This window comes from Nostoc sp. NZL (genome assembly GCF_015714705.1).
Taxonomy (GTDB): domain Bacteria; phylum Cyanobacteriota; class Cyanobacteriia; order Cyanobacteriales; family Nostocaceae; genus Nostoc; species Nostoc foliaceum_A.
Genome location: NZ_WBKL01000104.1, coordinates 12171 through 37915 on the forward strand (window position 1 = coordinate 12171; position 25745 = coordinate 37915).

Consider the following 25745-nt stretch of genomic DNA (forward strand, 5'->3'; position numbering starts at 1 on the left):
AACTTTGTTTAAGCCATTTGATTTTCAATCGCCCACCGCGCTAGTTCAGTGCGGTTGTGGAGATTGGTTTTGCCCAACATATTGGACACATGGCTTTCAACTGTGCGCTGACTAACATTTAGTTCTTCAGCAATTTCCCGGTTAGCTAAACCCCTAGCGACAAACTGGACTACCTTCAGTTCAGTTGGGGTTAATTGCACATCGAAGGGAACTTGGATACGGGAACCGTTTTCGCCTCCTTTTGCTTGGTGTTCTTTCCAACGGATAGTTTGTTTCAGCGAGGATTCAACTTGCGCTACGAGTTCTTCTGGTTCAAAGGGTTTGACCATATAAACATCAGCACCTTTATTCAGACCCTTAACTCGGTCTGCACTTTGTCCCTTAGCTGAAAGGAAAAGAACCGGAATCCAACTGGTGCGTTCGTTTTGCCGGACTTGTTCCACAAAAGTATATCCGTCCATTTCCGGCATCATCACGTCGCAGATAATCATGTCTGGAACATCTTGCTCTAAAATTTCCAGAGCTTCACGTCCATTTTCGGCGGTGATGACTTCGTATCCCCGGAATTCTAAGTAATCCTTCACCAGCAAGATGAGGTTAGGGTCATCATCAATCAATAGAAGTCGTTTGTGATCTTTCATGCTGGGCTCTTTCATAGCAGTGGCACTTGTCGCGCTTCGGTCCATCAAAGTCTTGAATATTTATCCTCTATGGTGGGTTATTTGGAGATGTTGTCCTTTTTCCTACTTAACTTGCCTTTGCTGTCTCGAAGTCTCAAAAATGCCGAGCACTTTCAAGAGACTGGTAGCTCGATAGCAAAAGTCCAGCAAGGATACGTATAGCAGTAGTATCTATAATGCGCTATTATATATCGCATTGAAAGTGGCGGGCGAAAAAACACTGATTAAATAATAATCCTTCTGACTCACAAGTAAGTATTGGCTTAAAGATGACCCTACCTCAAAACCAACCCGCACTTTCTTAAAGCTTACTGCTGTACCATATCCTTCGGTTGTTAAGCCTCTATGAGGTGTTCACAAGAAACTAGGGAAGTTTCTGGCAAAGGATGGGTTAAAAATGCATATTCTTCTACCACCTTATTGCCTATTAAGTGTTCTTGGATGATCCGCTCAATAACTTCCGGGCTTGCTTGGCGATACCAGACACCATCAGGGTAAACCACCATTATGGGTCTAGAACAACAAACGCGCAAGCACTTGGCTTTAGTTCTATAGACGCAAATGGGATGACTCTGTTGCGGCTCATCAAGTTTTAACTCTTTAAGCTGCTTTTTTAAGTATTCCCAGGATTCCAGACTAGCTCGTTTTGAGCAGCAGTTAGCAATTGTCTGGTCAGCGCAAATAAAAATGTATCGCTGAATTTTTGCAAGTCCTAAAATTTCTACGCAATTACTCAGGGCTTTATGTTCTAGAGATTTAGTGGCTTTGGGGATTTGATGGCTGGACTGGATCACTGTATTGTTACTTATCGAGCGGCTCCCTGATTACAGTTCTATAACAATTTCCAAGCTTTGCAAATAAAGTTGACCATAAAAAAATATTCGGAACTTACGGAACAGACCCTGAAAGATAGAAATAATTAAGCATTTATACTTAAGTACATCTATGAGCCTCTAGTTCGGGAACCCGTACTCAAAGAATTCTTGCCATCGGACGCTACTTTTCGGTAGATTAGCACTCAGGAGTCGAGAGTGCTAAACTCTAAGGGAAAGAAATAATATGGCAGCTTTATCTTTAAGCGTTTCTACAGTTAAACCTTTGAGCGATCGCGTTTTCGTAAAAGTGAACGCCTCTGAGGAAAAGACCGCAGGTGGTCTGTATTTGCCCGATACCGCCAAGGAAAAGCCACAGGTAGGGGAAGTAGTTGCCCTTGGTCCTGGTAAGCGTAACGATGACGGTAGCCGTCAAGAATTGGAAATTAAAGTCGGCGATAAGGTGCTGTACTCTAAGTACGCTGGCACTGACATTAAGCTCGGCACCGAAGAATATGTACTGCTTTCTGAAAAAGATATTTTAGCAGTCGTTATTTAGTGGGCAATGAGGAATAGGGAAGAGTTTTCCCGATACCCAATGCCCAATTCAAGAAAAAATTGACCTAATCCCGGAATTTAGACACCTATGGCAAAGCGCATTATCTACAACGAAAACGCCCGTCGCGCCTTAGAACGAGGCATTGACATCCTGGCTGAGGCTGTAGCTGTTACCCTTGGCCCCAAAGGTCGTAACGTAGTCCTAGAAAAGAAATTTGGTGCACCGCAAATTGTTAATGACGGTGTAACGATCGCCAAAGAAATCGAATTAGAAGACCATATTGAAAACACTGGTGTAGCTCTGATTCGTCAAGCTGCTTCTAAGACCAATGATGCTGCGGGCGATGGCACCACCACTGCTACCGTTTTAGCTCATGCGATCGTCAAAGAAGGCTTGCGCAACGTTGCAGCTGGTGCTAACGCAATTTCCCTGAAGCGTGGTATTGATAAAGCTACTGCCTTTTTGGTAGACAAAATCAAAGAACACGCCCGTCCGGTGGAAGATTCCAAAGCCATTGCCCAAGTTGGTGCGATCTCGGCTGGTAATGACGAAGAAGTCGGTCAGATGATTGCCCAAGCAATGGATAAAGTGGGCAAGGAAGGCGTAATTTCCCTAGAAGAAGGGAAATCTATGTTCACCGAGTTGGAAATCACTGAAGGGATGCGCTTTGACAAAGGCTACATCTCTCCCTATTTCGCTACCGACCCTGAGCGGATGGAAGCGGTTTTTGATGAGCCTTTCATACTGCTGACCGATAAGAAAATTGCCCTAGTACAAGACCTCGTACCAGTGTTAGAGCAAGTAGCTCGTGCTGGTCGTCCTTTGGTGATTATCGCCGAAGATATTGAAAAAGAAGCTTTGGCAACCTTGGTAGTAAACCGTTTACGCGGTGTGCTAAACGTGGCTGCTGTTAAGGCTCCTGGCTTTGGCGATCGCCGCAAAGCACTACTAGAAGACATTGCTGTTTTAACTGGTGGTCAACTAATCACCGAAGATGCTGGTTTGAAGCTAGATAACACCAAGCTGGATAGCCTGGGTAAAGCTCGCCGGATCACCATCACCAAGGACAGCACCACAATTGTTGCCGAAGGTAACGAAGCTGCTGTTAAGGCTCGTGTAGAACAGATTCGTCGTCAAATCGATGAAACCGAATCTTCTTACGACAAAGAGAAATTACAAGAGCGTCTTGCTAAACTCTCTGGTGGTGTTGCTGTAGTGAAAGTGGGTGCAGCAACCGAAACCGAAATGAAAGACAAGAAGTTGCGCCTAGAAGACGCTATCAACGCTACCAAAGCTGCTGTGGAAGAAGGTATTGTTCCTGGCGGTGGTACAACTCTGGCTCACCTTGCTCCTGAATTGGAAGTTTGGGCAAAGAGCAATCTTAAGGATGAAGAGTTGATTGGTGCGTTGATTGTCGTTCGCGCCTTACCTGCACCTCTGAAGCGGATTGCTGAAAACGCCGGTCAGAATGGTGCTGTGATCGCTGAACGCGTGAAAGAGAAAGACTTCAACGTTGGCTACAACGCTGCGACAAACGAATTCGTCGATTTGTTAGCTGCTGGTATTGTTGACCCTGCTAAGGTGACTCGTTCTGCTCTGCAAAACGCTGCTTCGATCGCTGGTATGGTGTTGACAACCGAATGTATTATAGTTGACAAGCCTGAGCCTAAGGATAGCGCTCCTGCTGGCGCTGGCGCTGGTGGCGGCGACTTCGATTACTAATACTCTGTAGTTCCATAATAAAACAGCTGCTTCCCTTGTGGAGGCGGCTGTTTTTTTGTGTCAAGATTCAGGTGTTTCAAACGAGAAAATAACGAAATGGAAGATTACCAAGCTGCTTTTATGCAACGTCACCTTGATACTGAAATTTTATGTAGAAAAGAATCGGAAAGAAGAGTAGCCGCTATGCACTTTGGAGGTGTAACCATTGAGTGTTTATTAAAAGCAATGATTTTTGCTACCTTAGCAAAGGGTGCAACTCAGGAATGGAAGACAGATTCTACTAATCCTGGGCATACTATTACTAATCCGGGACATAGTTACATAGAAGCGTTAAATCGGCACAATCGACTTAAATCTAGAATTGCTAATTTTCCTGAAGTGCGAAAATGGCTTAATGAAGTGGAAAATCCAAATAGCCAAAATTTTATAGATATGCGTTATTGTGGCCTTGAGCCTGATGATGAAAGTTACAAGCGCTGGTTAAAAGCTTATCAGAATCTCAAGGGGTGGTTACAAAAGCAAGCTACTCAACTTTAAAGAGGTGTCAAATGCAAGAAAATTGGCAGGTTTTGCTAAAGAAAGAAATTACAAACCAATATGTGCATAATTCACAAGAATGGGTTGATTTAAATATTTCTACATCAGGTTTATTGAATTTGACTATTGTAAGCGATCGCTTTATTAATTTATCTATTCCTCAGCGGAAAGAACAAAGTTTTAATTTACTTAAATCACAAGTTCCTCATTTATCTCCTGGGTTTATTTCCTTATATACACCTCAAGAAGCAGATTCACTAAATCTTTCAGCACCGCAGGCTTTTAATACAGCTTCAGTGCGAACTTGGCAAGATTTAGCAATTCAAGCAGCAAATCCGCAAAATCAACCTCAACTTCCCCAGGCTGAACCCAGTTTACCCAGAACTGTAACCTTTTATTCCTTTAAGGGAGGAGTCGGTCGAACTACTGCATTAACCCATGTTGCCTCGATTTTGGCAATGCGTGGTCTTAAAGTCGTAGCTGTGGATTTAGATTTAGAAGCACCTGGCTTGAGTACGGCATTCAACCTCAAGCCACAACCAAAGTATGGAATAGTTGACTATTTTTATGAGCGTTCCTACTTACCAAAAGACGTAGAACCAAGTATTTCAATTGCTGAAATATTTGGTGAAGTGAAAATCTCTAACGCCACAGGAAGATTATTTGTTGTTCCTGCTGGTTGTCTTAATCTTGATTATGTCTCCAAAGTTGATGATCTTCATGCTACTACTAGTATTGATGGAGATCAAAGTCTTTGGTCTATTTTCAAACGTGAAATTTACGAACAATTAAAACCTGATATTATCTTAATTGATTCGAGAACCGGAATCAATCAATGGGGAGCTTTATCATTAATTCAAGCAGCTGACGAAGCAATTGTATTTCTTTTTCCTAATGAGCAAAATAAACAAGGAATAGAACTGCTAATACAATCACTACAATGGATAAAAAAATTATCCATTAATTTTGTTTTTTCTCCTGTTCCTGATGTTACTGAGATTGGTTTATCAAAAGTAAAACAAATTTGGTACTCATTGCTGAACAGATTAAATACGGTAACAAATGAAAACTATGAAACAGATGAAGATGAGCCAGATTTAGATAATTCACAAACTCCAATAGAAAAACTTTTAGTAGTCCCTTATCTTTTGCCAATCGCTTTGGCTGACAGCTATCCTGTACAAGGTATGCAAGATTACTACACAAAAATTGCTAACTTAATTGATGAAAAAACTGATGAACTCAAACGTAGCAATGTTTTAAATACAATAGATCATCGGTGGGATATTATTGAAAGTCTGCAATTTCCTGAAGTAAATGCTGCTGATCCAAGACAAGATTTGAATCTACTATTTCAACGTACTACTGATTTTGAAAGATTTTTAGACGATACAACCTGCCTAATTAGAGGGCGAAAAGGCACAGGAAAAACCGCACTTTATTGGCTTTTTCTAAAACACAAAAGTGTTGCTCAAAAACTAGCTCATGGACGGTTAGATAATACTGTATTTTTGTCAGCACATGGGAGATTTCAGGAAAGTCGTCCAACTCGTGATGAATTTCAAATCATCCATGAAACTTTACAACAAAATAGAGGTACATGGGAAGCTTTTTGGAGAGCTTATTTACTACTTAGATGTCATCAGGAAAATTTGTTTAACTTTCCTAAAGGAAAGAAAAGCGCAAAGTATAGTGAATTGAGGAAAATTATTAATAATTTACCTAAAGAAAGATGGCAGTCTGAATCTACTCAAGTTTTGTTAGAATTATCTACTAACTCTGAACTCCGCCTCATAGTTAAAGATGCCATAGATATTCTGCTTAATGAAGAAGCCAAAAATAATTCTCAAAAACTGTGGTTTCTTTACGATGATTTAGATGAAGATTTTCCTGAAGTAGGAGGAATTAGACAGCAAGCACTCACTGGATTATTTCAATTAGTACAATCTTGTGATGCTAACAGATTAACAGAAATTAGATTTAAAATTTTTTTAAGAGAAGATATATGGAATCGTTTAAGTTTTGACAATAAAAGTCATTTTACTGGACGGGATATTATCTTACAGTGGACTAGGATTGATTTTTTACGATTAGCACTTCGTCAAGCAATACAATCTGAAGATTTCAAGAATTTGGTTGACCGTATTTCTCCTGTCGCTTTTGAAAGTATTGATCAAGCTACAGAAGAGGCAATTGATAAAGCCTTAGAATTACTGTGGGGAAGTCGTCGCCGAGGTGGAAATAGAGCTAAAAATGTGTCTCGATGGGTTTATGAACGATTAACAGACTCAAGTAGCACTACTTTTCCTCGGAGTTTAAGTATATTACTGAAAGGAGCAAAAGAACAAGAACTAAGCTATAAGGGACAATCATCAAGCAAATTTCGTACAGACCGCCTACTTCAAGGAAAATCCTTAGAATTTGGTTTGAAAAAAGCATCAGAAAAGCGATGTGAAGAAATTAAAGAGGAATACCCTGATTTGACTAAATTTTTTGATTCTCTTAAGGGTAAATTAGCCTTCTTATCTAAAGAACAGTTACAAACAGTATGGCAAGAGTCAGCACATGATATAGCAGACTTTGAAGAATTTGCTTCTTTTTTAAGTGAAATTGGCATTATTGAATGGCGCGAAAAAGAGAAACGCTATAAGGTTGCTGATATCTATGTATATGGTTTTGAAATGGATCGTAGAGGCGCGGTATAAAAACAAATTTTATCGTATCGCTTTTATGAACTACAGCAATCGCACTTCTACTTTTCCATAAAAACCCATGAGCCAAATTTATCCTGAAACAACCCCCTTACATACCTTAAACCCACTCAATCGATTTTCTGACAGAGCAGAGTACTATGTAAAATTTCGCCCAAGTTACCCCGCAGATGCAATTGATATTATCTTGAAAGGATTAGGTGAAAATTCACAACTCGTAGCAGCAGATATTGGTGCGGGTACAGGAATTGCTTCAAGATTGTTAGCTGAACGGGGAGTTAACGTCATAGCCATAGAACCAAATGCGGCAATGCGAAAAGCTGCTAAACCACATCCTTTGATAGAGTTTCGTGACGGAACAGCAGAATTTACCCAACTACCTGATAATTCAGTTGATTTAGTTACTTGTTTTCAAGCTTTCCACTGGTTCAATCCCGAAGCAACTTTATTGGAATTTCACCGCATTTTAAAACCACCAGCACGCTTGGCTGTAGTGTGGAATAACCGCGATCAAGAAGATGCGTTAACTACAGAATATAGCCGAATAGTCCGCGAAGCATCTAATAATCACCCAGCAGAATCTCGAATGCAATCGGTAGAGCCATTGTTAGTTACTCCCTATTTTATTAATATCCGTGAATATAATTTTACTTATAGGCAACAGTTAGATTTAACTGGACTTATTGGACGAGCAATGAGTGTTTCTTACCTTCCGCGTGAAGGCTGGGCATACAAACAGCTTATTAATAATTTTCAAGAATTATATCAGCGTTTTCGTGATGAAAGTGGTTTTATCTATATGGTCTATCGCACTAGTGTACACCTTGGCGAAAAACAATGATAAATTGCAAGTAAAGTAGCAGAGAATGCATTAAATAAATATAAGGTATCTGAACTTTAAACTTGAATTTATAAATGACCTGCAATCCGCAAATAGCAGAAGGTTGGCATGGCAAACTTAATTTAGTCTATGCCGATCGCCAGGGTAAAACCCAATTAATTTACAATCACCAGCAAGCGCCCCTGAAGGTACAACGCCCATTTTACCCAGAAGGGGAAAAAGTTTGTCATAGCGTCATTTTACACACAGCTGGGGGAATGGTGGGAGGCGATCGCTTATCCTCTAACATCCACCTCCAACCGCAAACCCAAGCCTTAATCACTACAGCTGCTGCAAGCAAGATATACCGCAGCAATGGCTTACAAGCTAGACAAACCATCCAGATGCAAGTTGACGCTGGTGCTTGTTTAGAATGGTTGCCGCAAGAGACAATTTTATTTAACGACGCAATTTATCGGCAAGATTTACGGGTAGAATTAGCAACCGGGGCCAGTTGGTTAGGTTGGGAAATTACCCGATTTGGTCGCAGTGCTAGAGGAGAGAAATTCTTGCAAGGTGAATGGCGATCGCACACGGAAATTTGGCAGCGAGATGTTCCCTTGTGGATTGATCGGCAATGGTTACGGGGTAGCGAAGAAATTTTTCACAGTCCCCACGGTTTGGCTGGAAAACCAATAGTAGGTAGTCTAGTTTGGGTTGGTGGCGCAGTTTCAGCAGAAATTGTCGAAAAAACGCGAAATTTATGGAATGGGGAAGGAGAAGCGGGTGTTAGTCGATTACAACATGGATTATTGTGTCGATATCGTGGTGCTTCTACATCTGAGGTTAGAAACTGGTTTATTAATGTTTGGCAGTTGCTGCGAGTTTCTTTTTTAAATCGTGGTAATTGTATACCAAGAGTGTGGCAGCTTTGAACGAACCACGAAGGCGCGAAGGACGCGAAGGAAGAGATAAGAATGCAACTTACGCCGCAGGAAAAAGATAAGCTATTAATTTTTACTGCTGCTTTATTAGCAGAAAGACGGAAAGGAAGGGGTTTAAAACTGAATTATCCCGAAGCGCTCGCTTATATTTCTGCTGCCATTTTAGAAGGTGCAAGAGATGGGCAAACTGTAGCTGAATTAATGAGTTATGGTACGACTCTATTGACGCGAGATGATGTGATGGAAGGAATATCAGAAATGGTGCATGAAGTACAGGTAGAAGCGACTTTTCCTGATGGCACAAAGTTAGTAACAGTACATAATCCAATTCGTTAAGTTTGGAATGAATTTATTATGATTCCTGGGGAAATTATCACACCAGAAGGTGAAATTGAACTAAATTTTGGTCGTCCAACTATAAAATTGCAAGTGTCAAATACAGGCGATCGCCCCATACAAGTTGGTTCCCATTATCACTTTTATGAAGTTAACACAGCCTTAAATTTCGACAGAGAACAAGCGCGAGGAATGCGCCTCAATATCCCCGCAGGAACCGCAGTCCGCTTTGAACCAGGCGACGAAAAAGAAATAACTCTAGTCCCCTTAGTTGGTACTCGCCAAGTCTACGGTTTCAACGCCAAAATTAACGGTTCTCTGTAGCTATGAAAATGGAATGGTACAATGAACCGCCTGTTTGGGAAGTTAAAGATGAAGTGATCGCTATCACTTCCGGCGCAAAAACAGATTTCTGGCGGGAAACTCACTACGGTTTTATTAGAGATAATGGTCACTTTTTTTATCAAAAGATTCAAGGTGACTTTATTACTGAAGTGAAAATCAGCGGACAATATCAGGATTTATACGATCAAGCGGGCCTGATGGTACGTTTAGATGAGTTGAATTGGTTGAAATGTGGTATTGAATTTGTCAATGGCGTGCAACAAGTTAGCGCAGTAGTAACACGCAATTACTCGGATTGGTCTGTTATTCCAATGCCGCAAAATCCCTCTGCAATTTGGGTGCGTGTAACTCGACGCGGCACAGCAATAGAGGTGGAATACTCTTTAAATGGAACTGAATATACAATGCTGCGGCTTGCTTATTTGACTCAAATAGAAACAGTAAGTGTAGGTGTAATGTGTGCCTCGCCTGATGGGAATGGTTTCCAGATGAGGTTTGAAAAATTCCAAATTCGCAGTTTGTGAGGAATAGTTATGAGTTACAGAATGGATCGTCGCGCTTACGCTGAAACCTATGGCCCAACAGTAGGCGATCGCATCCGACTTGCAGACACAGAATTATTTATTGAAGTTGAACAAGATTTCACCACCTACGGCGATGAAGTGAAATTTGGCGGCGGTAAAGTCATCCGAGACGGAATGGGACAATCCCCCATTTCTAATGCCAATGGTGCTGTAGATTTAGTAATTACTAATGCCTTAATTCTCGATTGGTGGGGTATTGTCAAAGCGGATATCGGCATTAAAGATGGCAAGATTTTCAAAATTGGTAAAGCCGGAAATCCTTATATTCAAAATAATGTAGATATTATTATCGGCCCCGGAACTGAAGCCTTAGCAGGGGAAGGAATGATCCTCACTGCTGGCGGTATTGATGCCCATATTCATTTTATTTGTCCTCAACAAATTGAAGTTGCGATCGCTTCTGGGATTACCACCATGCTTGGCGGCGGTACTGGCCCAGCTACAGGTACAAATGCCACTACCTGCACCCCCGGCCCTTGGAATATTTACCGAATGCTGCAAGCCGCTGATGCTTTTCCCGTCAACTTAGGATTTATGGGCAAAGGGAACGCCAGTCAACCTCAAGGACTTGTAGAACAAGTAGCCGCCGGTGCAATGGGGTTAAAACTTCATGAAGACTGGGGAACTACACCCGCAGCAATTGATACATGCCTCAGCGTTGCTGATGAATATGATGTGCAAGTAGCTATTCATACTGATACCCTGAACGAAGCCGGATTTGTCGAAGATACGATCGCAGCTTTCAAGAATCGTACTATCCACACCTACCATACAGAAGGCGCAGGCGGCGGACATGCACCAGATATCATCAAAGTTTGCAGCCAAGCCAATGTTTTACCATCTTCTACCAATCCCACACGTCCTTACACCCTAAACACCTTAGACGAACACCTGGATATGTTGATGGTATGCCATCATCTTGACCCTGCGATCGCCGAAGATGTCGCTTTTGCCGAATCTCGCATCCGCCGAGAAACCATTGCTGCGGAAGACATTTTGCACGACTTAGGCGCATTTAGCATGATTTCTTCCGACTCCCAGGCAATGGGAAGAGTGGGCGAAGTGATAATTCGCGCTTGGCAGACATCTCACAAAATGAAGGTGCAACGGGGAACTCTTAACCCAGAAGGAACAGAGCAAAAAGCAGACAATTTTCGGGCGAAAAGATATGTTGCTAAGTATACGATTAACCCTGCGATCGCTCACGGAATTGCTGAATATGTGGGTTCAGTGGAAGAGGGAAAATTAGCAGATTTATGTTTGTGGCGTCCTGCATTTTTTGGCGTGAAACCAGAGATAGTTATTAAAGGTGGGATGATTGCATGGGCGCAAATGGGCGATGCTAACGCCAGTATTCCCACACCGCAACCAGTGTATATGCGATCGATGTTTGGTAGTTTTGCAGGGGCGCGTCATGCCACATCATTAACTTTTGTTTCGCAAGCAGCTTTAGAGAACGAAATTCCCAGCCAGCTAGGTTTACAAAAAGCAGCAGTTGCAGTTTTTGGAACACGCCAAGTGAGTAAGCGGGATATGAAGCTGAATGATGCACTACCCCACATTGAAGTAGATCCAGAAACATACCAAGTCAGGGCAGATGGTGAGTTGCTGATTTGTGAACCTGCGACAGTTTTACCAATGGCACAAAGGTACTTTTTGTTTTAATTCATGACCGAGCAACTTTCTATTCTGGCTTTGTTTTAATAAGAACATTATCGAAATATACAGCAGCCCCATTATCGCTGCTTCGTAATGAGATAACTCCAATTTTTCCAGAAGTATAAGAGTCATCTTCAAATATCCCGACTCTTTGGCTATTAATCCATCCAATTACCCTTTTTCCAGTGCAAACAACTCTTAATCGATTTATATTATTACCTCGCTTGATGCTAGTGGAATGTTGCCAGCCCACTTTATCTTCCCATCTTTTACTGGCTATGAGCTTTCCCATTGAAAACTCCCCACTACCTTTAATTAGTAAATAATAAAAATTTTGCCCTACACTAGATTTACTTATATTGCTAGTTCGGGCAACTATACCGAATACTGAATCATCAGTTCCATTGACTTTTTTAGCATCAACTGAAAAATCCAAGTCTTTGAATCTCTGATTTTTATCACCCCAAATAGACAGTTTCAAATTATTACTTTTATTTCCAGGATGGAATAAGCCTCCATTCTTTATACTTGATAATGCATCTTTATTCCACTTTTTTGATGGATATTTAAAATCATCGACAAGTACAACATTTGGAAAAAAGTCTATATTATGTTGAAAATTAGCGGTTATCAAGCCAGTTATGAATAGTAGGGAAGCTACGATAATAGCAATTAGATAAACTTTACCTAAATAAGAATATTGTTCTATACGTTTGAGAGATTGAATTAATCCTATAGCTCCACCGACAAAGCAACCCAATACTAACCAACCAATTGCTACTTGTTCAATGCCAATTGCTTTAAGTGGATATGTAGTTAAGTCAGTAATGAGAATAAAGCTTGAACCAAGCCATGCTAGAAGGTTTATTATCCAATTAATGATAAATATAATTAGCCATAAAAGTATTAATAATAAAAATGTTGTTTTGATTAGCCAACCTATAATAATCATTCCTTTACTTGGAGAATATCGCAGGTTATAAACCCATTGGTTACTCCAACTAGATCGATTTTTATAGCTTTCTCTTACTTGACTTATCGAATTGTAAAACATTTCTACTTTTGATTTTAATTGTTCCTTTAATAAATTTAAACAATCACGAAATATAAATGCACAAATAAAGAATACTAGACTACCAAAAATCGAACATATAATCCGCACATCTGGTATCCCAAATATACTCAGATGCAAAAAAGGAAAAAATTCTGGTAAATAAGAAGCTCCAGATACTTCAGGGGGGTATGACAAAACCCAATTATCATCTAAACCTACTGATAAATAGTTACCCAAAATATGGCGGATTAAAAACATGACTAATCCTACAGGGATACAAATCCTAGCAGTTAATGCGGTTATTATGTCCCAATTCAAAGATTTTTTGAAGTAAATGGGTACTTCAAATTCGCCAGTATTTGTTTTTATAGTTATTTCAGTACTATAGTGGCCAGCCTCTAGATTAGTGGTATCTATAGTCAACGAAAATTCTAATAATTTTCCCTGCGAGCTATGCTGTATTATTTCTATCTCATTCATCTTAGTTGAAGCAATTCCTTTAAGTCTTCCGCTAGAAGACTCACAAGTAATTATTAATGTTCTTGGAAAGGAATGCCTACCATGTGAAAGAACTCCCAAGTCTAATTTTTCTGGCTTGCTGATATTTAGTTTTTTAATTTTGTAACTTATAGGAATTCGACAGGTATACTCCATCTCTTTCAAGTCAATGAAAATACTACCTTGATAATCATCCGGTTCAACTTCAAGAGCATCAAAATTAATATCAAATGTTGTGTCAGTAGAGGAATCAAATTGTTCGGGTACACTCAGACCTGGAAGATTAGGATCAATTACATCTCCCCATGCAAACCCACGTTCATTGTTACTAATTTTCAAGGAAAGCTTGTGTTGGTATCCGATGGGAATTTCACCAAGCTCTAGCTTGTTTGGTTCAAAAACAATTTTTGGATATGGAACCCGTTTTAGATGTTTGCATAATCCCCGCACAAACATCTCCAAACCTCTACGCCTCTCCTGCTTGTAGGAAACAGCAATCTTTCGTGACAGATTTGCTAAATCTGTCTCGCTACGTAGGAATAGCCAATCTTCAAGATAAGTACTGTTGAATAAATAATCTTCTGCTATGTCTGAATACTTATCACATAAATAAATTAAATCTACAACTGAAGATGCCTCTTCAAGTTCAAACTTTAAGTTGGTCGGGCCTATAACTTTCTCCAGTTCTCGGTTATAAAGCTCTAGACTGGCATTTAAAAAATTACTATCCTCACTACTTAAGCTGTAGTTGTTTTCCACTGCCCATTTCTGTATATCTTTTAGGTCTTTTCCTCGCAAAAGCCGTGACTCGTCTTGACAGTTAGAGGCTAACCAAGCTGTTATTGCCTCGTGATATAAAGGTGGTCGTAAAAGTGCTAATTCTTTGTTAACCCATCTTTGATCAAAAACATTTTTATAAATGCGGTTGTATGGTTCTAATTTCCCCTGTCGCTTGACTACTAATCCTGTCAACGGCAATTCCTTCTGTTCTAGACTGTCATCAGCTGCTATGTTCTTTTGTTGCAACATTTGCTTATACAGTACTAGCAACCTACCTGTATACTGTTTATTCCTCAGAAGACGATCACGTATCGTCCTAAAATGCTCCGGTTCATCCTGAGATTCCCAATTTTCAATGATTTGCGTTCTCACTAATTCCTCAACTTCTTCTACCTCCGATACCTTGATATTATTTTGTATGAGTTTACAAAGCTTCTGAGTGAGAAATGGTTGCCCACCTGTCCAATCCAAAACTCTTTGAAGAATCGCTTGAGGTTTACTGACCTTATTTACTAATCCCTCAAGTAAAGGCTGAACTTCATGCAATTCAAAGCCTTTCAGTTCAATTGCTTGACCTATATTAAATGGAGTGCGCTTTTTATCTTTTATCAAATCCGAAGGAGTAGCTACTCCTAATAGACAAAATGCCAGGCGTTTGTAAGCTGGTTTATCAACACGCTGGTTATAACAGAACCGGAGCAAAGCAAAAAAATCGTCAGTCGAAAAATTCAAGCTGAGAACGCTATCAATTTCATCTATAAAAATGACAATAGATTGGGAAACTTCAAGTAGCAGAACTTGCTCTATAAACTCCCTTAATCGCTGTACTGAAGAAATATCATCCTGTTCGCGCCACCAATTCCGTAAATTAAACTTTCCTGAAAGCTCAAAACTACTCACTAAACTTCTTACTACACCTATATACCAGTTATCTGGTGTAATATTCTGGCTACCAATTCCCGTCAAATCAATCGCAGCACAAGCAATACCCTCTGCTTTCAGGCGTTGCATAACTTGCACTCGCAAACTAGATTTACCCATCTGCCGCGAGTTCAACACATAACAAAACCTACCACTCCTTAAAGCATCATACAAATCTGTATCTGCTTGTCGTACTACATAACTAGGAGCATCAGCTGGCAGACTGCCACCGACTTGATATTCGTAAGCAGAGTTTTGTTCTATGTTCATCAGCTAACTCTCAAGCGATCGCAAAAATATTGACGATACAAATTACAACGTGGCGTTACATCATTTCCTTGCTGTTGTAATAAGCCCATACTGAGTAGTTTAAAGCATTGTATCGAATCCAACCGAACTGGGCTAGTATTGGCAACTACCTTTTTGATAGCAGCAGCTAATTCTGGACGCTGTTCTAAATTCCACAAATGCCGACGTAAATGGTCGCTATAAGGGCCAGCTTCTGTGGGGGCTGTTTGCAAAAGCAGATTGAGCGTAGTATCCTGTCTGGCAATGTGATAAAGTGCCACTCGTACAAGATAGGGATGTCCTCCTACCATCGCCATGAGTTGTTCAACTTGGGTAAAACTCCAATTGAGTCCATGCCTTTGTGCCAAATCAAGAACCTGTTGGGCGTTAAACTCTGGTAACTCAATTGGCAAGCCTACATTAAACGGCGATTGATTTATATTCATCGGAATATAAACTTCTGTGGAATGCACTACTACCAACCGCAGTTTTTTCCAAATATCGCGGTTTTTAGCATCTTCATGCCAAGCGCGTAACAGCCCAAAAAAGTCTGCGGCAATTTCGGGATGTTGAAATATACGATCAACTTCATCCAATCCCAATGCTAGGGGTTGGTTGATTTCTGGTAAGAGATACTCCTCGAAATAAGCGGTGCAATTGTCCTTACTGCCATAAATCACATCCCAGTAATCTGCTAACTTGTTGGGTAGCCTCAACCTCCGTCCGACACTGGCACAAAACCACTGAAGGAACTTATCCAAATCTGCAAAAACCTTTCCATCTGCCAATTGAAAGCTCAAAGGCACCGTTAGATAACCTTGTTGTGACGCTTGATGAAGAATTCGTGCCATGAGTGAGGTTTTACCCATTTGCCGGGGCGCTTTGATCCGAATCAAAGATCCTGGCTTCAAAATTGCCTCGTAGCAGCGAGATTCGATGGAAGGACGCTCAATATAAAACGCCGAAGCCAAATCTACCTGTCCTTCAGGTAATTCTGGTTCTGCCACTGGCAGAGGCGGTGAGAGGTTGAGAGAGTGAGGGGGTAATGAAGGGAAAATATCACTACTCATTTCTCCATCGGCAAATCTTTCTACATCCCCCTTTGTCACCAAACTAAAAATTTCCTGTAAAATTTTGGGAGTATCGGCAGGTGAATTCCACTCTCGCTGCTGAATCTGTTGTAAATAGCCCCGTAAATCATAATTCAGTGGCGTACTCCAAGGAAGGTTAACGCGAATGGGCAAAATCACTGGTTTATGCTGATCGCTGCCATCCCGTAACTCTTTGGCCTGTCTCACCTCTTCTGTCACCATCTCGCTAGTTGCCGATCGCTCAGACAACAGCAACAAAAAGTAATCACACAGTTTTAATTCTTCATCAATGCGCTGAGGCCATTTTTCCCCTAAGCGAATACTCTCGCCTGCCATGAATGCTTCGTGTCCAGCAGCTTTAATAGCTTCATAAAAATTCTGGGCAAGGCTCAAATCTGGATCTTGACTGCGATAGCTGATAAAAAATCTGGCACTTTTGCTGGCTGCTGGCAAAGTTGGCATAGTCGAATAAATATCCAGAAATTTTGGCAAATTTGACTATATTCTTGCAATTTACGAACCGAAGCTAGTTTCTACTTTTCTTTAAAGAACTTACTAGTAGCCGTTACACGACCTACTGATACATTTGGTAACTCATTTGCTACCAAAATATTGCTGCCATCCTCTGTATTCAGTTCTAGAAGTTTACAAGCCATGATTCCTTTAGCTTGTGGCTATCTGCTAAAAAGGTAAGTAAAGTAGTTTTTAAAACACATTTATATAAATTTCTTGGTAAACAATTTTTCTTCGGAGGAAGTTTACTTAAGAGAACTATCTAAAAAACTATACCAATAAACCAGTTTCCTAAAAATTTACTTTTACCCCGTACCTTGCATCTATATGACTTCCCAATCTTCTCGCTCTGACAAAATTCTGGTTGTTGATGACTCTCCTGATAACGTATTTTTGATCAAAACTATTTTGGAGGAAGAAGGTTACACCATTAGCACCGCAGAAAATGGTATTTCGGCCCTGGCAGAATTGAAAGCATCGCCTTGTGACTTGGTTCTGCTGGATCTGATGATGCCAGGTATGGATGGATACGAAGTTACAAAGCACATTCGTGGAGAGATGAAATTGCCACAATACATCCCCATATTGCTGATCACTGCCCACGATGCGCCCAATGTCGCCCACGGTTTAGACTTGGGTGCTGATGATTTTATCCGCAAACCTGTAACAGTAGACGAATTGCTGGCAAGGGTGCGATCGCTCCTGCGCTTGAAGCATAGTATGGATGAACGTGATGAAATTGCCCGCCAGCGAGAAGATTTTGTCTCCCGCCTCACCCACGACTTACGCACTCCCTTGGTAGCTGCTGACCGCATGTTGATGCTATTTCAGCAAGGAGCGTTGGGAGCATTATCACCACAAATGCAGGAAGTAATCGCCATCATGGCCCGTAGTAATATCAACCTGCTTTCTATGGTGAATACCTTATTAGAAGTTTATCGCTTTGAAGCAGGTCGCAAAACTTTGGCATTTCAACCAGTTAATCTGGGCCGATTGCTAGAGGAGGTGATTGGAGAATTGACACCTCTAGCTCAAGACAAAGCACTATCCCTAAATTTGGACTTTACTGAGGAGTCAAGCACAAACACAGTGATGGGCGATCGCTTAGAATTGCATCGTCTATTCACCAACCTCATAGGCAATGCGATCAAATTTACTGGCTCTGGTTCTGTGACTATTCGTTTTACTTCTCAACGCCAATTTGATAAAAGTAGTCAATCTCAGTTCTTTGAAATATCCAATTCTGTTGACTACATTAGAATTGAAATAGTGGATACAGGCCCAGGTATTCCCCCTGAAGAACAAGCCACCATATTTGAACGATTTCGCCAAGGTAGCCACAAAACTTCTGGTAGTGGCTTAGGACTATATCTTGCTCGCCGAATTGTCGAGGCACATCAAGGCATTATTCTGCTGAATTCTGAGTTGGGCAAAGGTAGTGTATTTATTGTGCTTCTACCCACTAAAATATGAGAAATTAGCAATTATCAATTATGAATTATAGAGTTTTTATTATTAATTCATAATTGATAAATTTACTACTATCTACCGAGCAATAACTTTAAGTAAATATTCCCATTAGAAAGTAAAATACTAAAAAATGACGAATCAAATATGTTGATGTACCAGCGCTAACATTAAAAAAATAGTTTTTTTATAGGACAAAACAATGATTATCACTGAATTATCTAACGTTGACGATATTATCCAGAATCAGCGTGAGTTTTTTCAAACTGGCAAAACTAAAGACGTTACTTTTCGCATTGAGCAACTTAGAAATATCAAGCAAGCAATTATTGAGCATGAACAGTCAATAGTTGAGGCATTACAAGCAGATTTACATAAGCCAGAAGTGGAGACTTATCTTACAGAAATCGGTGTTATCAAAGAAATAGATTATGCCATAAAACATCTCAAAACCTGGACTAAGCCAAAAAAAACAGCCGTTTCCTTTGATTTTTTTTCCTACTCGGCGAGAATTTATCCAGAACCGTTGGGGGTTGTCTTAATTATTGGGCCTTGGAACTATCCATTTCAGTTAATTATCTCACCGTTAGTAGGTGCGATCGCAGCAGGTAATTGTGCAATTATAAAACCTTCAGAAATCGCTTCTCATACCTCCCGTATCATCGCTGAAATTGTTGCTAAATATTTTGATCCTGCTTATATTGCAGTGGTTGAAGGAGGCGTTGAAGCCAGTCAAAAACTACTTGCAGAAAAGTTTGACCATATCTTTTTTACTGGTGGTACAGCCGTTGGCAAAATAATCATGGCAGCAGCAGCAAAATATCTTACACCAGTTACTTTAGAGTTGGGTGGCAAAAGTCCTTGTATCGTAGATACCGACATTAATCTTGAACACACTGTCAGACGAATTACTTGGGGCAAATTTATTAATGCTGGACAAACTTGTATCGCTCCTGACTATCTTTTAGTTGATAAAAAAATCAAAAAAGATTTAATAGATGGTCTGGGAAAATCCTTAAAAGAATTTTATGGCGATAATCCAGCAAACAGTCCTGATTATGCCAGGATTATAAGTCAAAAACACTTTGATAGGTTGGTTGACTTTCTCAAAGATGGTGAAGTTATCATTGGTGGAGTTGCTCAAGCTTCGGAACGTTATATCGCCCCAACAGTAATTGATAATGTCTCCTTAGAAGATTCTATAATGCAGGAAGAAATTTTTGGCCCTATTCTACCCATCATTGAATATACTGACATTGCAGAAGCGATCGCCTTGATTAACTCTAGACCAAAACCCTTAGCGTTATATTTATTTTCTCAAAACAAAAACCTGCAAAAGCGAGTTTTGCAGGAAACTTCCTCTGGTGGAGTCTGCATCAACGATACAGTGATGCAGGTTGGTGTCTCATCTTTACCATTTGGTGGAGTGGGAGATAGCGGTATTGGCAACTATCACGGTAAAGCTAGTTTTGACACCTTTTCTCATAACAAAAGTGTATTGCAAAACTCTTTCTGGCTCGATTTAAAATGGCGATACGCTCCCTATGAGGGCAAATTGCCGCTAATCAAGAAACTTCTGGGTTAAAAAAGTTAGGAGTTATGAGTTATAAGTTATGAATTTTTAACTCCTAACTCCTAACTCCTAACTCTTAATTATTAATTATTAAAACCCAAAAGCGCTGCTGTAACGCTCCTCAGCCCAAGGTTCACCACGGCGATGGTAGCCATTGCGCTCCCAAAAACCAAGTTCTTCACCAGCTAAAAACTCTAAACCATTAATCCACTTAGCACTTTTCCAAGCATATAGGTGGGGTACAACTAGCCGCATCGGGCCACCGTGTTCAGATGGAAGGTCTTCACCAAAGACTTTAAAGGCAAAGAAGTTTTCTTCGCGGATAAAATCTTCTACAGAAATATTGGTAGTGTAGCCGCCGTAGCAGTGTTCCATAATGTGGGCTACTTTGGGGTCTAGGTCAATCAGACCCATGAAATCTGTAACTTTTATGCCAGTCCATTTGACATCCAGTTTAGACCAGCGCGTTACACAGTGGAAGTCTGCTGTGAATTCGTGTTGAGGCAGCGCCATAAAGTCTGACCAATTAAAGGTAACAGGTTTTGCTAAACCCCAAACTCGAAATTCCCATTCCTCAATGCTGACTTGGGGAGTTGCACCGTAAGTTAATACGGGGAAACCTTTAGCTAAGTGTTGACCTGGAGGGACGCGTTCCCCCTCTTCCTTGTCTGGTTTATGAAAAAATTTTCCTAGCATAGTTGGAGAAAAATAAGTTTTCTCAAGGTATTTGCAGACTTTTTTACTGAGTTGCTAACAGCACCAGATGTTTTACTCTTTAATATGATTACTTGATCATTACTCATCAATTATAGGTAATGGGTAACGGATGTTCCCAATTACTCACTACCAATTTTTTTCGATCTAATCAGCTTTTGTAGAGTATCTATGATTCATAATGCAATCAGGAAAGCTAAGAAAAAGCGTTTATCCAGTAGTGAGAAGTTTGATTGGTAAAGCACCAATCAAATCTATCGGTGCTGTTCATGCTTTTCCTGACTGGGAAATTATGATTCTTCTTCCTCTTCTTCAGCAGTTGGATATACAAATGTAGAACGTCCAGTCAAAATCGACTTGCCCAAAGAGAGAGCTTTCTGAGCTTCGATGACGGCTTTGTGCCTCCAGGTAGCTCGACGTTTATCTCGTTTTGATTTGGAAGTTTTCTTCTTAGGAACAGCCATGTCAGCAGATATCGCGATTCTTGACAACCTTCTTATTCTAGGCCATCCACTGACACCAAGGACAACAGTTGAGTCAGAATTGATAGGTTGAGACTGAAGTATGACACGGGGACACGGGGACAAAGGGAATTCTAAGAGTGACCTCTTTGCGTTCCCCGAAGTTCAGAGCCAAGACTTCCTTGGCTCTGACTTCTGTCTGTGTCTAGCTCAACCCGTCATTTTTGGGTTGACATACCGCTAGCTGCTGGAACTGTATTAGAGCTATTTTCAAAGAAAAGTAGCGATCGCGCAGTTTTGAAGTAAGTTGCCCAATTTTGAGCATCGGGACGCGATCGCCATTGGGGACGACTGACCTCTAATGTCAAGACTGGTGCGATCGCTCCATAATTTTGTACGGACACAATTATTGAAACATCTGTCACCAAGATATCTTGGTCGAAGCTCCTTTGAGCAGCTGCCCTCGCGGCTGCTTCTGCCCTCCTGAGAACGGTTTCGTAGTTTTCTTCTGGCAGGCGGTCAATAGCTAGATCAACTCTAGCGGTGTAAGCCCGCACAACCTGAGGTGCGATCGCTTCCGTCAAAAACCACGCAGGAACAGTAGATATGAGCAAAACTACTAAAGGAACTATCCGGATTCTTCTGGCAATTTGGCTAATAACTGAAAAGGGAGTGATCGATGATGGTAGGTGAGCAGAAATTTTGCTCATGACCTTCTATCTCCTTATTGATGATCTGTTATTGAAATTAGGTGAAAGTATTTTCCGGTCAACTAACGTAGTAAAAATTACATTCTAACTTAAGATTCGATCAGAATCACCTAGACTATAAGACATAGGTTAGCTTTGTTTTTTTGGCAAAGCCAACCGCAATTTTAAGACCAGCAAACAATAACTGACAAAGAGCGGGATGGCAAATTACTGGGCGATCGCGATTGGCATCAATCAATATCAGTTATTTCAACCTTTAAGTTGTGCCCAAGCAGATGCTGAGGCACTGGAGGATTTTTTGGTGACAGAGGCAGGTTTTCTCGCCAAACACTGTCTAGTCATGACAGATACCTCGCCACCGATTGGGGATAGATCAACTTATCCGACTAAAGAGAATATTTTGCTGCTGCTTGAGGATTTGGCAGTGACAAGTTGGCAACCAGAAGATTATCTGTGGTTATTTTTTAGCGGTTATGGGGTCAACTACAAAGGCAAAGATTACTTAATGCCAGCGGAAGGCAACCCCGAACTAGTGCAAGAGACTGGCATAGAATTGCGATCGCTAATGCAAAGCCTACAACTTGCTGACCTAAATGTATTGCTACTACTCGATATCAACCGCGCTTTTGGCACCCAAGCGGATGCTCCCGTTGGGGAAGAAACAATAGAACTAGCCCAAGAACTACAACTCGCTACAATTCTTTCTTGCCAACCAGAGCAATTTTCCCATGAAAGTAGCGAATTAGGTCACGGATTCTTTACAGCAGCTTTGTTAGAAGCTTTGCGTTCTGGTAATGGCAGCAACTTGGCAGATTTAGAAAGCTACCTGAGTCTGCTCATGCCAAAATTATGTCACCACCACTGGCGTCCTGTTCAAAACCCTGCCACTATCATCCCATCAAGACCGCAGATAATCTTGCCACAATTGGCAATGGAAAGTGACTTTCAATCAGAACCGGTGATTTATCCGGAAGAATCTTTTGCTATTGCCCGTGCCGCTCCTACCCTCGACGATTACCCTAGAACCTCAGCAGAACGGGGCAGATGGGGAGAAGCTACTGTGAACTCCTCCCAACAGGTGAAGGCTTACAAGATCGAGAAGCCTAAAGGTCAACCAGTCCAGGAGTCAGCTACTAGCTTAGTTTCCCAGCCAATGGCGGAAACTTCTTTAGGAGTGAATCCGAGGGGAAGATTTATCCCCAATTCCTCGAAAGGTTACGTCTCTCGATTGCCATCCAATCAACCAAGCATCCCTTTTTGGAAACAGTTTATCTTATGGGGCGGAGGCAGCTTGCTGGTAGCAGGTTTAATTGCTGTAGTTTTTCTCCGTAATCAAGAAACTTTTAGAATTAAGCAAATATCAAGCACATTACCTAATGCTACTGCTAGCGATCGCCAGGTTATAGAAAATTTACCAAGCGATCTCACTCCACCAGTTAGACTTAAAAACCAATCTAGCGCCCAAATCACCTCTAGTTCCGAGTCGAAAAAGCGGAATCAAGCAGTTTTGGACTTGGCGAAAATGTCGCTCAGACAAACCCAGGCTAGTGATTTGAGCATGGCGATCGCTACAGCCCGGAAAATTAAACCCGGTGAACCACTCTACGATCAAGCTCAAGAGAATATTAAGATTTGGAGCCAGATGATTTTAGATTTAGCAGAGGGTCGTGCTAAACAAAGACAGTATGCTAGCGCTATTGCTGCTGCTCGATTAATCAGCAAAGATGAAGCTCCCTATGCCAAAGCACAAGCAGCAATTAACCTGTGGCGGTTAGAGGGCAAGCAGTATGTCAGTAACAAAACTCTTTTAGATGCAGCTAATGCCTTAATTAAGCCTGGACAGGCATCTACCTACAATCGTGCGATCGAAGTTGCCAAGAAAGTACCAGCAGGTCAACCGGGCTTTGATACTGCCCAAAAATCGATCAATAAATGGAGTGAGAAAATTTTAGACTTGGCCAAGCGTCGCGCCACCGAAGGAGAACGTAATACCGCAATTGCGACCGCTGCTTTAGTGCCAGAGGAGACAGCCGCTTACGAAGATGCTCAGGATGCTATCCAAAAATGGCAAAAAAAATAGTTAGCAGTTAGGAGTTAAGAGTTTTAATTCCTCACTCATCACTCCTAACTCGTAACTTTTGTCTCAGTACTTAGCAGTACTGCGAGACATCTTCGCCACATTCGTCGGCTAGATAGCACAGTGCTCGAAAACGTAAACCAACCACTTCCTCATATAAGGGGTTGAGCTTGCACATGGGCGGAATGTGAAACAAGGTTTTCCCAAATAATTTGAGATCGCGCTCAAAGGGACACTGAGATGGAATCAGTTTGCACAAGCGGTGAGCTAATTGGCGATCGCGGACTTGAATATTTTCTACACGCTGCCGTAAGGGTTGGAGAATATCCCAGTAAGGCTTGGAAATAGAACGGTTTAGCTGGGTTCCTTTATGATCACTAGTCTCTGCTTGATTGATTGATACCCAGCTAGCCAGAAAAATTCTTTTTGTGGTATTGTCGAATACCTTCATGGTTAACCCTCTGTATTATTGAGGCTATTCACCTTTTTGATGAATAATATACAACGTGGCAACGAACTTTCCCGGAAAAATCGCGTTCTGACTGCGATATAATGTAATACCTGATTAGCCACTTAAGTCAGAACCTAATTTATTACTACGTCAAGTTAATCGCAATTTTCTGGGGATCGGTAGTGTAATATTACGATCTTGTTCATAACTTGACACAGTTTAAATTTTAATAAAGACATCCATCATTGGATAGGTTTTAGTGTAACATTTACAAACCTTAATATAAGGTCTTTCTAAAAGTATTTTTGCTAAGTATAAATATCAGTAATACCCTAGTAGGCGTCTTTCCTCTCCGCATTCCCACTTCCCCACGTAAGAGCGTCCTGTTAATTGCTGGCTAAATTTCGTAGAAATAGAGATAAGTCTATAGACGCAGCGACGGCTTAAAGCTATGTGGGTTGGATTTCTCAGTAGATGGGGAGTGGCTAGTCATGAAACATCGGTCGTCGCAAAGGCTCGTTAAAGAATAGTGATTCTTCTCCAATTTGCAATCTATTGCGTCTTAGGGCTAACTTATCTGGGGTTAGCATTGGGTTACATTCCTGGTTTACGCATGAACCGCGCCACCATTGCTTTGGTCGGTTCTGCCTTTTTAATTGCTTTAGGTGTCCTGAATTTACAGGAGGCATGGCAGGCCATTGATGCCAATACCATCGTATTTCTCTTGAGCATGATGGTAGTTAACGCTAACCTATCCTATGCAGGGTTTTTTAAAAGATCAATCTCGGTGATATTGAGTATCACTCGCAGTCCTCTAGGGTTGTTAATTGCTTTAACTTTTGGCAGTGGTATTCTCTCCGCCTTTTTTCTCAACGACACTCTGGCGTTGATTTTTACACCCTTAACCTTGAGCCTGACTCTAGCTTTGGGTTTAAATCCGATTCCTTATTTACTAGCGATCGCAGGTGCAACTAATATCGGATCGGTAGCAACTTTGAGCGGTAATCCTCAAAATATCCTGATTGGCTCCTTTTCAGGCATCTCCTATCTAGAATTTCTGCGTGTATTGGCCCCAGTTGCCCTAGCAGGCTTGGTAATTCAGGTGATATTACTGTGGCTACTTTACCCAAATGTGCGCTCACTTAAACCTTGCCAACTATTACCTGTTGGTAACCAACGAATTTTTAAACCCTTATTTAATAAAACATTAGTCATCACAACTGGGCTGCTAATTGCATTTACTATCGGCGGTTCTTCCGGTGCTTTTATGGTGGTTACTAAATTTTAGTAAATTTTACTAACTATATTTTAATGATATTTATCCTTAAAATATAGGCTTTATAAGCATTACAGCAGTTTCACGTATACTGAAATAATCCAAATAGCATGATTTATACTATAACACAGTAAAAATTAAGGCTTTCACACAGTGTGCCGT

The 25745-nt window shown here is 40.9% G+C and carries 22 protein-coding genes and 1 pseudogene; 14 read left to right on the forward strand and 9 right to left on the reverse strand.

From position 1 onward, the window contains the following. Positions 1–8: 8 nt before the first annotated feature. The gene (locus tag F8R90_RS14710) at positions 9–686 is read right to left on the reverse strand and encodes a response regulator transcription factor (protein WP_012407592.1); all 678 of its coding nucleotides are present in this window, start codon (positions 684–686) and stop codon (positions 9–11) included. Between the two features lie 329 nt (positions 687–1015). Next, on the reverse strand, positions 1016–1474 hold the full coding sequence (locus F8R90_RS14715) for a (2Fe-2S) ferredoxin domain-containing protein (RefSeq protein WP_331000656.1): 459 nt from the start codon (positions 1472–1474) through the stop codon (positions 1016–1018). A 265-nt stretch (positions 1475–1739) separates the two neighbouring features. On the opposite strand from F8R90_RS14715, the gene groES reads away from it, so the two are divergent. The 10 genes from groES to ureC all read left to right on the forward strand — a co-directional run bounded on the left by groES (position 1740) and on the right by ureC (position 11715). Then, entirely contained in the window at positions 1740–2051 is a 312-nt protein-coding gene (gene groES, locus F8R90_RS14720; protein ID WP_069071443.1) for a co-chaperone GroES, read from the forward strand. A gap of 87 nt (positions 2052–2138) precedes the next feature. Further along, positions 2139–3773: a chaperonin GroEL gene (gene groL, locus F8R90_RS14725; RefSeq protein WP_190892556.1), complete on the forward strand. Its 1635-nt coding sequence runs from the start codon at positions 2139–2141 to the stop codon at positions 3771–3773. A gap of 96 nt (positions 3774–3869) precedes the next feature. Then, positions 3870–4310 (forward strand): hypothetical protein, encoded by a 441-nt coding sequence (locus F8R90_RS14730; protein ID WP_069071442.1) that lies wholly within the window; start codon positions 3870–3872, stop codon positions 4308–4310. An 11-nt stretch (positions 4311–4321) separates the two neighbouring features. Next, complete coding sequence (locus tag F8R90_RS14735; protein WP_196511353.1) at positions 4322–7015, forward strand: MinD/ParA family ATP-binding protein; 2694 nt, start codon at positions 4322–4324, stop codon at positions 7013–7015. 67 nt (positions 7016–7082) lie between these two features. Beyond that, on the forward strand, positions 7083–7862 hold the full coding sequence (locus F8R90_RS14740) for a class I SAM-dependent methyltransferase (protein ID WP_196511354.1): 780 nt from the start codon (positions 7083–7085) through the stop codon (positions 7860–7862). Between the two features lie 74 nt (positions 7863–7936). Further along, positions 7937–8776: an urease accessory protein UreD gene (locus F8R90_RS14745; RefSeq protein ID WP_196511355.1), complete on the forward strand. Its 840-nt coding sequence runs from the start codon at positions 7937–7939 to the stop codon at positions 8774–8776. A gap of 42 nt (positions 8777–8818) precedes the next feature. Beyond that, entirely contained in the window at positions 8819–9121 is a 303-nt protein-coding gene (gene ureA / locus F8R90_RS14750; protein WP_196511356.1) for an urease subunit gamma, read from the forward strand. An 18-nt stretch (positions 9122–9139) separates the two neighbouring features. Continuing rightward, entirely contained in the window at positions 9140–9445 is a 306-nt protein-coding gene (locus F8R90_RS14755; RefSeq protein ID WP_196511357.1) for an urease subunit beta, read from the forward strand. Between the two features lie 8 nt (positions 9446–9453). Beyond that, a complete protein-coding gene (locus tag F8R90_RS14760; protein ID WP_196511358.1) occupies positions 9454–9990 on the forward strand; it encodes a DUF1349 domain-containing protein in 537 nt (178 codons plus the stop codon). Positions 9991–9999: 9 nt separating this feature from the next. Then, positions 10000–11715: an urease subunit alpha gene (ureC, locus tag F8R90_RS14765; protein ID WP_196511359.1), complete on the forward strand. Its 1716-nt coding sequence runs from the start codon at positions 10000–10002 to the stop codon at positions 11713–11715. Between the two features lie 19 nt (positions 11716–11734). Here ureC and F8R90_RS14770 read toward each other — a convergent pair whose 3' ends face one another. The 3 genes from F8R90_RS14770 to F8R90_RS33455 form a co-directional block, all read right to left on the reverse strand. Continuing rightward, complete coding sequence (locus tag F8R90_RS14770; RefSeq protein WP_196511360.1) at positions 11735–15232, reverse strand: AAA-like domain-containing protein; 3498 nt, start codon at positions 15230–15232, stop codon at positions 11735–11737. After that, a complete protein-coding gene (locus F8R90_RS14775; RefSeq protein ID WP_196511361.1) occupies positions 15232–16803 on the reverse strand; it encodes an AAA-like domain-containing protein in 1572 nt (523 codons plus the stop codon). Before F8R90_RS14775 ends, F8R90_RS14770 begins: the two co-directional genes overlap by 1 nt. A gap of 71 nt (positions 16804–16874) precedes the next feature. Next, positions 16875–16997, reverse strand: a complete 123-nt coding sequence (locus F8R90_RS33455) for a hypothetical protein (protein WP_269141764.1) — start codon at positions 16995–16997, stop codon at positions 16875–16877. 184 nt (positions 16998–17181) lie between these two features. Between F8R90_RS33455 and F8R90_RS14780 the strand changes: the two genes are divergently transcribed. Together F8R90_RS14780 and F8R90_RS14785 are read left to right on the forward strand one after the other, a co-directional pair. Beyond that, positions 17182–18327 (forward strand): hybrid sensor histidine kinase/response regulator, encoded by a 1146-nt coding sequence (locus F8R90_RS14780; protein WP_196511362.1) that lies wholly within the window; start codon positions 17182–17184, stop codon positions 18325–18327. Between the two features lie 196 nt (positions 18328–18523). Beyond that, positions 18524–19906, forward strand: a complete 1383-nt coding sequence (locus F8R90_RS14785) for an aldehyde dehydrogenase (protein ID WP_196511363.1) — start codon at positions 18524–18526, stop codon at positions 19904–19906. A 78-nt stretch (positions 19907–19984) separates the two neighbouring features. Here F8R90_RS14785 and F8R90_RS14790 read toward each other — a convergent pair whose 3' ends face one another. From F8R90_RS14790 to F8R90_RS14800, 3 genes are all read right to left on the reverse strand, one after another. Further along, complete coding sequence (locus tag F8R90_RS14790) at positions 19985–20590, reverse strand: sulfite oxidase-like oxidoreductase (RefSeq protein ID WP_196511364.1); 606 nt, start codon at positions 20588–20590, stop codon at positions 19985–19987. 308 nt (positions 20591–20898) lie between these two features. Next, complete coding sequence (gene rpmF, locus F8R90_RS14795; RefSeq protein WP_190892708.1) at positions 20899–21072, reverse strand: 50S ribosomal protein L32; 174 nt, start codon at positions 21070–21072, stop codon at positions 20899–20901. Between the two features lie 215 nt (positions 21073–21287). After that, complete coding sequence (locus tag F8R90_RS14800) at positions 21288–21779, reverse strand: hypothetical protein (RefSeq protein WP_196511365.1); 492 nt, start codon at positions 21777–21779, stop codon at positions 21288–21290. 199 nt (positions 21780–21978) lie between these two features. Between F8R90_RS14800 and F8R90_RS14805 the strand changes: the two genes are divergently transcribed. Next, entirely contained in the window at positions 21979–23859 is a 1881-nt protein-coding gene (locus F8R90_RS14805; protein ID WP_196511366.1) for a caspase family protein, read from the forward strand. Between the two features lie 70 nt (positions 23860–23929). Here the strand turns inward: F8R90_RS14805 and F8R90_RS14810 are convergent, their stop codons facing one another. Beyond that, positions 23930–24307, reverse strand: a complete 378-nt coding sequence (locus F8R90_RS14810; RefSeq protein ID WP_196511367.1) for a Mo-dependent nitrogenase C-terminal domain-containing protein — start codon at positions 24305–24307, stop codon at positions 23930–23932. 529 nt (positions 24308–24836) lie between these two features. On the opposite strand from F8R90_RS14810, the pseudogene F8R90_RS14815 reads away from it, so the two are divergent. Then, positions 24837–25556 (forward strand): annotated as a pseudogene (locus F8R90_RS14815) (SLC13 family permease); the annotation flags it as partial. Between the last annotated feature and the right edge of the window lie 189 nt (positions 25557–25745).